The sequence below is a fragment of the Glaesserella sp. genome, assembly GCF_041814905.1.
Classification (GTDB): domain Bacteria; phylum Pseudomonadota; class Gammaproteobacteria; order Enterobacterales; family Pasteurellaceae; genus Glaesserella.
On the sequence record NZ_JBGXYA010000033.1, the window covers coordinates 1 to 13,533 of the forward strand.

At 43.7% G+C, this 13,533-nt stretch carries 14 protein-coding genes; 4 read left to right on the forward strand and 10 right to left on the reverse strand.

Going from position 1 to position 13,533, the window contains the following annotated elements; all coding sequences use genetic code 11:
- The 5 genes from rpmA to rsmD all read right to left on the reverse strand — a co-directional run.
- Positions 1 to 179, reverse strand: a 179-nt coding sequence (rpmA, locus tag ACEYJ7_RS04850) for a 50S ribosomal protein L27 (protein ID WP_373777974.1), incomplete at its 3' end; no start/stop codon positions are given.
- A gap of 20 nt (positions 180 to 199) precedes the next feature.
- Positions 200 to 511 (reverse strand): 50S ribosomal protein L21, encoded by a 312-nt coding sequence (gene rplU, locus ACEYJ7_RS04855; protein ID WP_005711422.1) that lies wholly within the window; start codon positions 509 to 511, stop codon positions 200 to 202.
- A gap of 200 nt (positions 512 to 711) precedes the next feature.
- On the reverse strand, positions 712 to 1,863 hold the full coding sequence (gene nagA, locus ACEYJ7_RS04860; RefSeq protein WP_373777945.1) for an N-acetylglucosamine-6-phosphate deacetylase: 1,152 nt from the start codon (positions 1,861 to 1,863) through the stop codon (positions 712 to 714).
- Between the two features lie 8 nt (positions 1,864 to 1,871).
- Complete coding sequence (gene nagB, locus ACEYJ7_RS04865; RefSeq protein ID WP_373777946.1) at positions 1,872 to 2,666, reverse strand: glucosamine-6-phosphate deaminase; 795 nt, start codon at positions 2,664 to 2,666, stop codon at positions 1,872 to 1,874.
- 266 nt (positions 2,667 to 2,932) lie between these two features.
- Entirely contained in the window at positions 2,933 to 3,523 is a 591-nt protein-coding gene (gene rsmD / locus ACEYJ7_RS04870) for a 16S rRNA (guanine(966)-N(2))-methyltransferase RsmD (RefSeq protein ID WP_373777947.1), read from the reverse strand.
- Between the two features lie 98 nt (positions 3,524 to 3,621).
- Here rsmD and ftsY point away from each other — a divergent pair, with 98 nt between their 5' ends.
- The 3 genes from ftsY to ftsX are packed head-to-tail and all read left to right on the forward strand — an operon-like array spanning position 3,622 to position 6,884.
- Positions 3,622 to 5,292 carry a signal recognition particle-docking protein FtsY gene (gene ftsY / locus ACEYJ7_RS04875; RefSeq protein WP_373777948.1) on the forward strand — a complete coding sequence of 557 codons (1,671 nt, stop codon included), beginning with the start codon at positions 3,622 to 3,624 and terminating at the stop codon, positions 5,290 to 5,292.
- Positions 5,292 to 5,948, forward strand: coding sequence for a cell division ATP-binding protein FtsE (gene ftsE / locus ACEYJ7_RS04880; RefSeq protein ID WP_373777949.1), 657 nt, complete (start codon positions 5,292 to 5,294; stop codon positions 5,946 to 5,948). The genes ftsY and ftsE overlap by 1 nt, the downstream gene beginning before the upstream one ends.
- 9 nt (positions 5,949 to 5,957) lie before the next feature.
- Entirely contained in the window at positions 5,958 to 6,884 is a 927-nt protein-coding gene (gene ftsX / locus ACEYJ7_RS04885; protein ID WP_373777950.1) for a permease-like cell division protein FtsX, read from the forward strand.
- A 90-nt stretch (positions 6,885 to 6,974) separates the two neighbouring features.
- Here ftsX and ACEYJ7_RS04890 read toward each other — a convergent pair whose 3' ends face one another.
- On the reverse strand, positions 6,975 to 8,510 hold the full coding sequence (locus tag ACEYJ7_RS04890) for a subtype B tannase (protein ID WP_373777951.1): 1,536 nt from the start codon (positions 8,508 to 8,510) through the stop codon (positions 6,975 to 6,977).
- A gap of 115 nt (positions 8,511 to 8,625) precedes the next feature.
- Here ACEYJ7_RS04890 and ACEYJ7_RS04895 point away from each other — a divergent pair, with 115 nt between their 5' ends.
- Positions 8,626 to 9,051 carry a hypothetical protein gene (locus ACEYJ7_RS04895; protein ID WP_373777953.1) on the forward strand — a complete coding sequence of 142 codons (426 nt, stop codon included), beginning with the start codon at positions 8,626 to 8,628 and terminating at the stop codon, positions 9,049 to 9,051.
- A gap of 64 nt (positions 9,052 to 9,115) precedes the next feature.
- Here the strand turns inward: ACEYJ7_RS04895 and ACEYJ7_RS04900 are convergent, their stop codons facing one another.
- The 4 genes from ACEYJ7_RS04900 to ACEYJ7_RS04915 form a co-directional block, all read right to left on the reverse strand.
- Complete coding sequence (locus ACEYJ7_RS04900) at positions 9,116 to 10,324, reverse strand: PHB depolymerase family esterase (RefSeq protein ID WP_373777954.1); 1,209 nt, start codon at positions 10,322 to 10,324, stop codon at positions 9,116 to 9,118.
- 34 nt (positions 10,325 to 10,358) lie between these two features.
- Positions 10,359 to 10,742, reverse strand: coding sequence for a VOC family protein (locus ACEYJ7_RS04905; RefSeq protein WP_373777955.1), 384 nt, complete (start codon positions 10,740 to 10,742; stop codon positions 10,359 to 10,361).
- 9 nt (positions 10,743 to 10,751) lie between these two features.
- Positions 10,752 to 11,585, reverse strand: coding sequence for an HAD family hydrolase (locus tag ACEYJ7_RS04910; protein ID WP_373777957.1), 834 nt, complete (start codon positions 11,583 to 11,585; stop codon positions 10,752 to 10,754).
- A 149-nt stretch (positions 11,586 to 11,734) separates the two neighbouring features.
- Positions 11,735 to 13,204, reverse strand: coding sequence for a glycoside hydrolase family 1 protein (locus ACEYJ7_RS04915; RefSeq protein ID WP_373777959.1), 1,470 nt, complete (start codon positions 13,202 to 13,204; stop codon positions 11,735 to 11,737).
- Positions 13,205 to 13,533 lie beyond the last annotated feature (329 nt).

Genomic DNA, 13,533 nt, shown 5'->3' on the forward strand with positions numbered 1-13,533 from the left:
AATAAAGTGTGGTCTTTACCCATACCTACATTGCTACCTGCGTGGAATTTTGTACCACGTTGACGAACGATGATGCTACCTGCTAATACAGATTCGCCACCGAAACGTTTAACACCAAGGCGTTTAGCTTCAGAGTCACGACCGTTACGAGTTGAACCACCAGCTTTTTTAGTTGCCATCTACTTGATCTCCTCTGAAATTATGCTTGAATCCCAGTGATTTTCACTTCTGTGAACCACTGACGATGACCTTGTTGTTTACGGCTGTGTTTACGACGACGGAATTTAACGATGCGAACTTTTTCGCCACGACCGTGTGCAACCACTTCTGCCACTACTTTACCGCCGGCAACAACCGGGGTACCGATTTTAACATCTTCACCATTAACGACCATTAACACTGAGTCGAATTCAACTTTTTCACCCGTCGCTACTTCAAGTTTTTCTAAACGAACAACTTGACCTTCGCTTACTCGGTGTTGTTTGCCGCCACTTTGGAAAACTGCGTACATATTTACTCCGCTAATATGTGCCTATCGCTGCGCGTTTGGCACCCTTAAATTCATATAAAATAGGTGCGCAATTCTACGCAAAAAGTAAAATGAGAGCAAGTAACATTTTGATAAAATTTCAAATTAATTCATGAGCGAATAAAAAAGATCGCATAGATGGAAACCTCCAGGCGATCTTGATAATAAAAATAAGGTGTTAGTTACTGTTTAAAGCTTTTCCATTTACCATTTACTGCAGTACCGATTACCTCAAATTGATGGTTAAAGGCAGTAAGGTTAGCGATTTTACCTGCGCCGATTGAGCCAAGTTTATCCTCAACATGGATTGCTCTGGCTGGGTAAAGCGTACACATTCGGATTACTTCGTCGAGAGAGAGAGCCGTATGTTGCATCATGTTGCGGATTGATTCGATCATTGTTACCGCTGCACCGCCAAGGCTACCGAATTCATCGATGCATTTTCCGTCTTTATATAACACTTTTTTGCCAACAAAAATAAAATATTCCATATCCGTTGTGCCGGCAGGTGCAACCGCATCGGTGACGATCACGAGTTTATCGCCTTTGACTTTCTTCGCAATCCGAACATTGCTCCAATCGACGTGCAAGCCGTCCACGATAATACCGGCATAAATATCACTGTCCAATACGGCACCGACCACACCGCCATCACGTCCCGAGCTTATCGGCGACATCGCATTGTGTAGGTGGGTCGCAAAGCCGATACCCTCTTGAATGCGTTGTTTAGCTTGAGCAAAAGTCGCATTGGAATGCCCGAGAGAAACAATGATCCCTGCATCCACAAATGTTTTAATATGATCCGCTGTTGGATTTTCAGCCGCAAGGGTAATTTTGGTAATCACATCACTATTATTGCAAAGAAATTCCAACATCTCCGGATGAATTTCGCGGATATATTCAGGGCGATGGACGCCTTTTTTCGCCACACTTAAATAAGGACCTTCCAAATGTAAACCGAGCGCTTGATTTTTATGTTTGGCAAGATAATCGCGCATCACTTGTACCGCTTCTTTCATCCCTTCGTCAGGCGAGGTGATAAACGTCGGCAAATAACTTGTACAACCCGATTTTTCGTTAGTTTCTTGCATAATTTCGAGGGTGCGAACGCTAATATCTTCATTAAACATCACACCACCGCAACCGTTTAGTTGTAAATCAATGAAACCGGCGGAGAGATTTGCGCCTTCTAAATCGATTTGACGGAGATCTTTCGGAAGATCCCGTTGGTGAACAATCTCTTCGATTTTATCCCCGTTAACGATGACCGCATGTTGATAAAGAATTTTATCACCGGTATAAATGACGCAATTTGTTAAGGCATAGTGGTTCATTTGTCCTCCTAACGAGCTACATTTTTCTCTAACTGCTTGAAGTATTTAACCGTTTTGACTTTTAGTTCTTGTGTTGCCGGTTCGTCACAGACAACGACTGCACGACGGTGTAGTTGTATCGCACTGATTGTCCATAAGTGATTAATCGGGCCTTCGACCGCTGCTTGCAAGGCTTGTGCTTTGTTATGTCCAGTTACTAAAATCAATACTTCTTCTGCATCTAATAATGTACCGACACCCACGGTTAAAGCAAATTTCGGCACTTTATTCACATCATTGTCAAAAAAACGGGAATTGGCAATCAAAGTATCTTCCGTTAATGTTTTAATACGGGTGCGAGAACTTAACGAAGAGGCGGGTTCATTAAACGCAATATGACCGTCCACGCCCACACCGCCCATAAACAGATTCACTTTACCGTAAGAGCGCATTTTTTCTTCATAACGTTCGCATTCTGCATTCACATCTTCCGCCATACCGTTTAAAAGATTAATATTTTGTGGCTGAATATCAACGTGGTTGAAAAAGTTTTCATGCATAAAAGTATGGTAACTTTCCGGGTGTTCCTTAGGTAAGCCTACGTATTCGTCCATGTTAAAGGTCACGACATTTTTAAAACTCACTTCACCCGCTTGATAGAGTCTGATTAGCTCTTTATAGGTTTTTTGTGGCGTCCCGCCGGTTGGTAAGCCTAATACAAATGGTTTTTCAGCAGTCGGCTTAAAGGCATTGATTTTATCGACAATATAACGGGCAGCCCATTGACTGACTTGTTCTGCACAATCCAAAGGTATTAAACGCATAGTCTGATCTCCTCAAAATAACAATAAATGGAATAAAACTTCAATATTGATCATTTTAAAAGAAAATTTACTTCATTTGTAGAATATCTCCCTAAAATTTGAACAAGATCACATTTTTGTGACGGATTTGGAAGCCTTGGCTGCGGACTGAGATCACCCCCATGAAAACGCATAAGTTTAGCGTGACAAAGCAAGATATAAGCGGTCGTTTTTCGGGAGAAATTTGCAAATTTCAGCCTCAATCAGACCGCTTGTACATTCAATGGTTAGGTCGCACGAATTAATCGGCTCATCACTTGCCCTGCGGTTTTTTCTTTCAGAATTTGCCAATTTTCTGGTAGCGTCAACGGCGGATGGTTTTTTTCGGTTTCGACATAAATCAGCGCATTCGGCGCAAGCCAGCCGTTGTGTTGTAAACGGCTTAATATTTGCGGAACAAACCCAAGATGAAACGGCGGATCAACGAACACAATATCGAAAGGCTCTTCGTGGTTGGGATGGGAGAGAAATTGCAAACTATCGGTGTGAACCACGGCGGCATTTACAGTTTTCAGGCTTTGCAGATTTTTTTTCAGCTGATTTACCGCATTTGCAAATTTTTCTAAAAAAGTGACCGCTTGTGCTTGGCGCGAAAGGGCTTCAATGCCGAGTGAGCCACTGCCCGCAAAGCAGTCTAAACAACGTGCACCTGGGACATCCATCATCAACCAATTGAATAACGTTTCTTTCACGCGGTCAGTGGTTGGGCGCAATCCTTCAGCATTTAGCACCGGTAATTTTCTTCCGCGCCACAAGCCCGCGATGATACGGACTTCGCCTGTCGGACGATTCTGTACAGAAATTTGCGTTTTTTTCATACTCATTCACAAAAATAATCGATAAAAATGGTAAACTAGTGCAAGTTTATTCCATTTTGATAAAAAATGGATTTTTAATTTTATGAGAGAGTAAAAAAATGACAGACGAAAAAAAGAAAAAAGGTTTTTGGTCTTGGTTGGGATTCGGTAAAAAAGAACAACAAACAGAAGAACGCCAACATGAAGAGCCTGCGGCAGATCAAGTGCAAGCCGAACAAACACAAGATGTCGTAGACACGCAACAAGCGGTCGGTTCCGAGCCACAAAATGCAAAATCTGAGCAAGCGCTTGCTTCCGCGGAAAGTCTTGAGGAAGTGATTGATTCCGTTAAAGAAAAAACAGAAAACTATGTTGAACAGGTCAAAGTGCAGGCGGAGTCTTTCGCAGATAAAGCGGAAGCCTTTGTCGAGCAGTTAGAAGATAACGTTGAACAAAAAATTGATACCCTTGAAGATACATTTGAGTCGGTGAAAGAGACGGTGGAAGAAAAAACCGAGGCACTCAAAGAGACTTTAGCACAGAAATTTGACGAATTAAAAGAGAGCGCCGAAGAGCAGTTAGAAACCTTCAAAGACATTGCAGAGCAGAAATTTGACACTTTCAAAGAAACCGTTGAGCAGAACGTTGAGGTCATTCAACAAACCGCTGAACAGAAAATCGACAACATAAAAGAGATCATTGAAGAAAAAGTTGAACAGGTTGAAGCTTTTTTTGATAAACCTCACGCAGAGGAACAATCAGACGACGATCGATTTGACGAATTTGCTGAAGGCGAAACGGAAGACGCGTTGGATGCTGAAGAAAATGCTGACACGCAAGCACCGTATCAGGAAAAACCGAGTGAAGGCGGATTTTTCAGCCGTTTGATTAAAGGCTTAATTAAAACGAAAGAAAGTATCGGCTCCGGTTTCCGCAATTTTTTCCGTGGTAAAAAAATTGATGATGATCTGTTTGAAGAGCTTGAAGAGCAGTTGCTTGTGGCGGATTTAGGTATGCCGACCACGACGAAAATCATCAATAATTTGACGCAACATGCGACAAAGCAGCAATTGCGTGATGCCGAATTACTGTATCAACAGCTAAAAGTAGAATTAGGCGAAGTATTAAAACCGGTAGCCAAACCGTTGGTTTTAGACGATAAAAAACCGTATGTGATTTTAATGGTCGGGGTAAATGGCGTGGGTAAAACCACTACGATCGGTAAATTAGCCCGTAAATTCCAAGCGGAAGGTAAATCGGTGATGCTGGCGGCGGGAGATACTTTCCGTGCCGCGGCAGTTGAGCAGCTACAAGTGTGGGGTGAACGCAATAACATTCCGGTGGTTGCTCAAAGTAGCGGTTCCGATTCTGCATCCGTTATCTTTGATGCCATGCAGTCGGCAGCCGCTAAAGGTATTGATGTGTTGATTGCCGACACGGCAGGGCGTTTGCAGAATAAAAATAATTTGATGGATGAGCTGAAAAAAATCGTACGGGTAATGAAAAAATATGATGAAACGGCTCCGCACGAAATTATGCTGACCTTAGATGCCGGAACCGGGCAGAATGCCATTAGCCAAGCAAAATTGTTTAACGAAGCGGTCGGATTAACCGGTATTACCTTGACTAAATTAGACGGAACAGCCAAGGGCGGTGTGATATTTGCCATTGCCGATCAATTTAATATCCCGATTCGCTATATCGGTGTGGGTGAGAAAATCGATGATTTACGCCCGTTTAACGCCGAAGAATTTATTGAGGCGCTGTTCGCCCACGAGGAAGAAAAATAATGATTAAATTTACTAATGTCAGTAAAGCCTATAAAGGCGGTGGCAGACCCGCTTTGCAAGGCATTACTTTTCATCTGCCGAAAGGAGAAATGGCGTATATAACCGGTCATTCGGGTGCAGGTAAAACCACTTTACTTAAATTGATTATGGGTATTGAGCGTGCTAACGGCGGGCAAGTGGTGTTTAACGGACACGATATTACTCGTCTTGCGGAACATGAATTACCGTTTTTACGCCGTCAAATCGGAATGGTTCACCAAAATTATAGCCTGTTGACCGATCGCTCGATCCTCGATAATGTTGCGTTACCGCTGATTATTATGGGTTTAAACCAAGCGACGGTAGAGCGTGAAGCACGTCTTGCATTGGCACGTGTCGGTTTAGAAAATAAAGCAAATTTTCTACCGCTTCACCTTTCCGGCGGTGAACAACAACGGGTCGATATTGCTCGTGCGATCGTGCATCGCCCGCAATTATTGTTAGCGGATGAGCCGACCGGTAACTTAGACGATAAACTTTCTTTTGAAATTTTCCGTTTATTTGAAGAATTTAACAAAGCGGGGACAACCGTCTTAATTGCAACCCACGACAGTAACATTATCACACAACGTCCGAAGCCGTGTTTGGTGTTGGAAGAAGGTCATTTAAAGGCGTAAGGGCAAAATATGTTTCATTCATTTAATACTCAAACGCGTTATATTTTACGCTCGCTACGGCAAGATCTGCTTAAGCGTAAATTCGGTACATTGTTGACGATCTTGGTGATCGCTGTTTCATTAACGATTCCGACCGTCAGCTATTTATTATGGAAAAATACCCGCCAAGCCGCCTCCGAGTTTTATCCGGAACCCGAGTTGACGGTTTATTTGCATAAAAATCTCGCGGAGAACGATGTGCAGACAGTCGTGGAACGTATTCGTCAATTTGATGCGGATAAGATCGAATCCCTTAACTATATTTCACGTCAACAAAGTTTGGATGAGTTTCGTACTTGGTCGGGTTTTGGCGATGCTTTAGATATTTTGGATGACAACCCGTTGCCAGCGGTGGTTATGCTGAAACCGAAAAGCGACTTTACTTCTCCGGAAAATATGTTAGCGCTGCGTGACGGATTACAGAAAATCAAAGGCGTACAGGAAGTTCGTTTGGACAACGGTTGGTTAGAGAAATTGACCGCCTTAACCCAATTAATCGCAAGAGTGGCAGTGACTTGTACGTTATTGATGTTTATTGCTGTATTTTTAGTGATCAGCAATAGTGTTCGATCCGACGTGTCCAACAGCCGCGCCTCCATTGACGTTATGCAGTTATTGGGCGCAACCGACCATTTTATCTCTCGTCCGTTCCTTTATACCGGTATGATTTATGGTTTATTCGGTAGTTTATTGGCTTTATTGTTTAGTTGGATGACAATCAGTTATTTTACCGGTGTGGTACGCTATGTGTCGGATATGTTTACGGTCAAATTTGAACTGCACGGTTTTGACTCAAGTGAAATCTTGTTAATCATCGTGTCAAGCGTTTTCTTAGGGTGGCTTTCCGCTAAAATCGCGACGAGTCGCTATATCCAAAAAATTGGCGGAAGATATTAGCGTCAAATATTGCGTTAACCTTTGTCGAAATAAATAAACAAGCGGTCGTTTTTGCCAAAAAATTTGCAAATCCGACTGCTTGTTCTTTATTTATTTACTGATGGTATCCATCCATTGGAACAGCTCGTCCAGATCGTAGTCGCCCGAATGCGGCACCGCCCACGGTGTTTCGTAATCAACTTTTTTACCTTGCATCTGTAATTTGATTGCCAACATCGCACTAATAGCGTGCGACGTATCGCGATCGGACGTACCGACGCGAATCCGCCAATGTTCCGCCGCTTTCGGATTATCCACATAATTCATAGCGTTCATCAGTTTGACGGTTTCTGCATCCGTCATACCGCCTTGAGCCGTACTGCGCTTGAGTGAATACTCGGTAAAGTGACGGTTGTTGACGGTCTCCGTACCGAACAGATTATTTTCCCCCGTACTTAAGTCAAAAGCATCGAATGCCGGTGGTGATTTCATCCGTTTTTCCGAATGAATGTAGCCGTTCCAATCCATATCGGTCACACCGTCTTGACTGAATGTCAGCCATGTTTTATCACTTAAATCGCTACCGTTTTTACGGGCTTTATCCGCCGCTCGAACAATCACTTTTTTCACATAGTCTTTGAATGAGCCGTTGCCTTGTGCATCAAGAGTCAGCGCATTTCCTTTTTCATCTTTTAAGTTCAACCCGTTTAAATAGGCGGGGAATAAAGCTTTCAATTCGTTCGACGTTTGTATTTCCGCCGCGGTTAACGTGCCTTCAAGTTTCGGCATCGGTTTTGAACGATCATTAAACGTAGCGGCATTCAGTTTACTCATATCCATGCGGCTATAGTCGTTTAAGCCGTTAAACTCCCATTCATACGCGCTATCGGCGTGTTCAAGATTGGTAATCGGGCAATAGGCAGAAACGGCAAAAATCGCATCACTGGCTTCCGCTGCACCGATTTGTTTGAAATAGTCCGCATAATCCGGGTTATCTCCGCTTGCGCCGAGTAACGCCGACAGCGCGCCGCCCGCACTGGTACCGTTGGAAATAATTTTGTTCGCATCGCCAGGCATTCTACCGTCATTAAAATGTAAATAACGAACTGCGGATTTTAAATCGATAATGACAGCAGGGGCTTTGCCGGTGTATTTCCCGCCTTGCTCTAAAGTTCGCCCGCGAGCGCCGACACTGGCAACAACATAACCTTTGGCGAGAGCGGTTTGAATTGCATTCGGTTTATCGCTGGCATCAAACTCTTTTTTGTCATAGGTTGCCGCTTTCGCCGGCATATAACCGCCAACAGCGTTCGGTAGGAAAATCGGTGCGGTTTGTGCGTTAAAGCCATTGATTTCACCGTTATTGAAATAGGCTTCCGGCACATAGAAATTGATGGTTTGGTAATCCGGCTCTAACGGATTTTGTACATACACGATTTTTTCAAAGGCACGGAATTTCACTTTTTCGCCATTTACCGTTGTCTCCAGACTCCGGTAGTGTTTATCATTGAATTCAAGTTGATAGCCCCTGTCGGTTTTATTGAAATAGGACAGATCGGCAAGCGGATCCGGTTGCATGGTCGGTGCTGCCAATACGCTACCGGCGATCGTTGCGGCGATGAGCACGGTGAGTTGATTTTGTTTCATAGTATCTCCGAATAGGTTGGTTGTTTTACATAAATCTGTTCGTTTTCGCTCTGATTAGAACGGTAAAGTGGTATTATGTTCCGTGTTTTATCGGATTATACGGAATCGTTAGCGGATGTCGATTTTACCTCCTTCAATACAACATTATCTCACTCAACAACACGTTGTCGGCATTACTGCGAAATATCAGCAGGAAATATGGGCGGCAAGCTGTTTTTATGCCTTTGAGCCTGACACCGTCAGTTTGATTTTATTGACAAGCCGTGAGACTTATCACGGGCAGTTGATGTTAAAAGATTCCCATGTGGTTGGGACGATTTCCGATCAAATCACACAAGTGAGTGAAATCCAAGGTATTCAGTTTGCCGGACAAGCCGAATTACTGACTACGGAATATGAACGCCCTTTGGCTTTGTATATTGAACGTCACCCAATCGCTAAATTACACCAAACCGATGTATGGCGAATTCGTTTAGATAAAATCAAATTTACCGATAATACATTTAGGTTTGCGCACAAGGAAATGTGGCAGAGAGAGTGAAACAAGCGGTCGGTTTTAGCCCAAAATTTGCAAAATTTCTGCCAAAAATGACCGCTTGTCGGCATTAATTCCCCAACTTCTGTTTTGCCATCCATTGAAACAGAGAGTCACCTTGCGGATTGAACGGCATATTTCTGAGGCTGTAAATCCAAGACCAATGGCCGTTATATTCCTGATCGTCGATTTTCACTTCCGGATAGACAGTGAGAATCGCACCTGAGTCGCGTAATTCTTCAAACACTCGTTTACTTGTGGCGCTATAAGAGATTGTCGGGTCGTTGGCCGCGTGTACTAACCAGAGCGGTTTGTGTTTGATTTTTTGCAGATCTTCCGCCGTAGTCGGTTGTCCGCCTGCAACGACCGCACGATCTAATGCCGGAGCAGAAACGTTGGCTGCGGCAAACAGATTCGGATATTCAATTAACATTCTTAACGCCATATATCCGCCGGCAGAAGCGCCGAATAGGTAAATACGTTCAGGATCGATAGCATGTTCAGCGACGACCTCATCAATCAAGCTTTTCATTTTTTGAATATAACCTTTGGAATAATTGTTATACCAAGTATCCGGCGCTTGAGGCGCAATGACGTAAGCACCACCGAAAATTTGCTGGGTTTGCGGGGTAACGAACGTCACGGCTCCGCGATTCGCAAGTATTTGGGAGCGATTATTTTGATAATCGGCGTATCCGCCTTCACCATTGCCGTGTAGCCAAATGATCAGCGGGCGTTTTCCTTCCGCATTTTGAGGTTGATAAAATTGATATTGGATCTGTTGTTTTGACACTTTTGGCGAGAAGAGATCGACTTCGTGATCGACGGTTTTTTGTTGTTGGAACTCGCTGTCTTGCGGAAGGTTACTGATAGGATGTTGCAGGACGAGTTGATAATCCAAATTAAGCAGTAAGTTACGATTAATATCCCCGGAAGCATAAGCCAGCGTATTCGCGCCGATAATATCTTTGCCTGATTCAAGGGTTAATAAAATATTGCCGTTTTCGGTGAGAGATATTTGTTCAATGTTGCGTTGAGTGTCAAAGACTCCGACAACTTTATTTTGTCGGACATCAATCGGTAATTGCCCTTTGGCGCGGACTTTAAACAGTTTTTTGTTAAGCTCGTCCTCATTGAGCTTAAGATCTTTGGTTTCAAGCTCAATAGCGACGATATTCTGACCGTAATCAAATACTTGAGCTTTTAGGTTAAAATTAATTTGCTGTGCGTAAGCGGCAATCGCTAGAGTGAATGTAGAAAGTAGAATGGCGGTTTTCATCATGGCTCCTTAAAATCGCGTTTTAGCGCTTTACTTAAATGGTGATTTCAATCTGATTCTGTTCAATCGCAACTACACAGCTCTCATAATAGCCGTCACCGGTGGTACGCGGACCGCTGATGACGAGATAGCCGTCATTTTTAAGCCGTTCGGTCAGTTGATCGACTTTTTCTTTACTTCCTACACTAAAAGCAAGGTGAACCAAACCGGTTCGGTTTAGCCCTTTTTCTTCATCTTGCATTTCAGGTTTATGCATAATCTCTAAGCGTGCCCCCTCGGCAAAACTTAAAAAATAGGAACGGAAATGAGTTCGAGGGTTGTAATACATTGCATTGGATGTTGCATTAAAGTAACGAATAAAAAACTGCTTAGCCGCTTCTAAATCATTGACATACATAGCAACATGTTCAATTTTCATCTTTATTCCTTAAATTAATCCGAAATGTTTAAATGCGTTATATAATCCGTCTTGTTCGACATCCTCGGTAATGTAATCTGCAATTGCTTTGATCTCTTCTCCGCCGTTACCCATTGCAACGCCAACGGCACAATATTCCAACATCGGAATATCAATGCTGGCATCGCCGAATGCAAAGGTGTCGGAAATATCGGCGTTTAAATATTGTAATAGCACATCAATAGCATGCGCTTTGGTTATATCTTTTACACCCAGATCGCCGAATAAAGCAACTTCACCCACACCGCCCCAAGTGCCGGCTTTCAGCTCGGGAAATGCCTGTTTGGCATCTAAGTGATCTTGATAACGGTTTAAAACAAAACTGATTTTATTCAGATCATTGCGATAAAGTTCTCCGTTAAAAATGATACCGTGCATAACATCATCCACTTCCAACAGCTCCGCATTTGCAGCTCCTTTGCCGTGCATATATTGGCGCAGAGCGGGGCGGGCCTTTTGTTTAAAATCAGGTGAAGCGAATAAACCGTTATTACTTTCCAGATAAAAACTCAACCCGCGTTCCGTTAACCAGTCCACGACTCGATGAGCAACGTCTTCGGGAATCACTTGATGCATCACGACGTGATTTTGGTGTTCCACATAACTGCCGTTACCGCCGATCATACCGTCTAAGCCAATATCCCATAATTCGGGTTGGACTTCCGCACGGCTGCGTCCGGTGGAAATGTAGACTTTATGCCCGTTAGCACGGGCTTGTTGAATCGCTTTAACGGCGGAGGTCGGAATACGGTTTTGGTAATCAACCAAGGTGCCGTCTACGTCTAAAAAGATGATTTTATTCATAAGTGAAATTGCTCCGGAAATTAACTCTCTCATCTCGATCTGCATGTTAATTTAACCTCCTCCCGTAAAGAGAGAAGGATGAGAGATATTTGCAAAAAATGGCTCGAAACTGACCGCTTGTAGTTGCTCCACAAGCGGCAGAGGCATTTTTAACTCAGATCCGCCCCGTTGCTGGCGATCACTTTTTTATACCAGAAGAACGAATCTTTACGGATACGTTGGCGGGAGCCGTTGCCGTCATCATCGATATCGACGAAAATAAAGCCGTAGCGTTTCGACATCTCGGACGTCGACATACTGACCAAATCAATCGGTCCCCATTCAAGATAACCCCACAATTCCACCCCGTCGGTAATCGCTTCCTGCATTTGGCGAATATGAGCACGCAGGTAATCGATACGGTAGCTGTCGTGGACTTTACCGTCTTCAACTTTATCATAAGCGCCCAAGCCGTTCTCGACAATAAACAGCGGTTTTTGATAGCGGTCGTACATTTCGTTTAAGGTTAAACGCAACCCGATCGGATCGATTTGCCAACCCCAATCGGACGCTTGTAAATACGGATTTTTCACCCCTTCAATCAAGTTACCACCGACACGTTCGCCCTGATCTTCATGGGTGGTAACGCAGACTGACATGTAATAACTGAATGAAATGAAGTCGACCGGATATTGTTTGAGAATTGCATCGTCCCCCGCTTCTTTTTGAATGTGAACATTATTTTCCGCCCAATGACGCAGCATATATTTCGGGTATTCTCCGCGGGCATGAACATCCGTATAGAACAGATTTTGCTGATTGCCCCATTGCGCTTTGCGTTGATCCAACGGATCCGCCGTCAGCGCGTAATGCAACATTCTTGCCAACATGCATCCCATTTTTCCGTCAGGAATGATCTCATGCAATGCTTTGGTGGCGAGTGAACTTGCGATAAATTGGTGATGTAGTGCTTGGTATTTGGCGTTCTCACGTTCGGCTTCAGGTACGCGATCGATCACTAAACCGGCGCCGGTATACGGGCTGTGCATGGTGACCATATTGATTTCATTGAAGGTTAGCCAGTATTTCACTTTATCTTTATAGCGACGGAACACGGTTTCGGCATAACGGACAAAATGCCCGACAACGGCTCGGTCTAAGAAGCCGTTATAACGCTGTACCAAACCAAGCGGAATCTCATAGTGGCAGAGCGTAACCATCGGTTGAATACCGTGTTTGAGTAATTCGTCAAAGATGCGATCGTAAAACGCCAAGCCTTCTTCGTTCGGTTGTTCGTCATAACCGTTCGGGAAAATACGCGCCCAGTGAATCGAGATACGGAACATTTTAAAGCCCATTTCCGCCAACAGTGCAATATCGTCTTTATAAGTGTGATAGAAATCAATCCCGTCACGTTTCGGAAAACGCGCATTAAATTTACCGGAAAGAATCTCTTCAATACGTTGTGAAGACACTTCAATAGATGCACTGTGCGCCCCCCGTTCCGCTTTCGGCACGAAAGCCACCATATCCGCACTGGATAAGCCTTTGCCGCCTTGGTCGAAACCGCCTTCGATTTGGTTTGCCGCCGTGGCTCCGCCCCATAAAAAGTGTTGTGGGAAAGGTTTTAAATTACTCATAGAAACATCTCCTGTGTTGAGTGAATATTATGTTAGCAGGGCAATAAAAAAGCCTAAACAAACCGGGTTTTGTCTCCCGATTTGCTTAGGCTTGCCGAATTAACGTAACACCCTAAGGGTTATTAATACGCCCGACTATACGCCGAATGAAAAATGATTTCAAAGTCGATGCCGTGAAAGTGTGAATGAGATCACAAAAAATATTCATTTAACCGCGCTAAGTGAATTTAAGTTGTTTTTGGCAAAAATTATCCGAAGAAACACCGCCGAGAACCCTCTTTCCCATTCTTATTTTATATATCACATTCGGTTTTCTTATTTCTCACGCG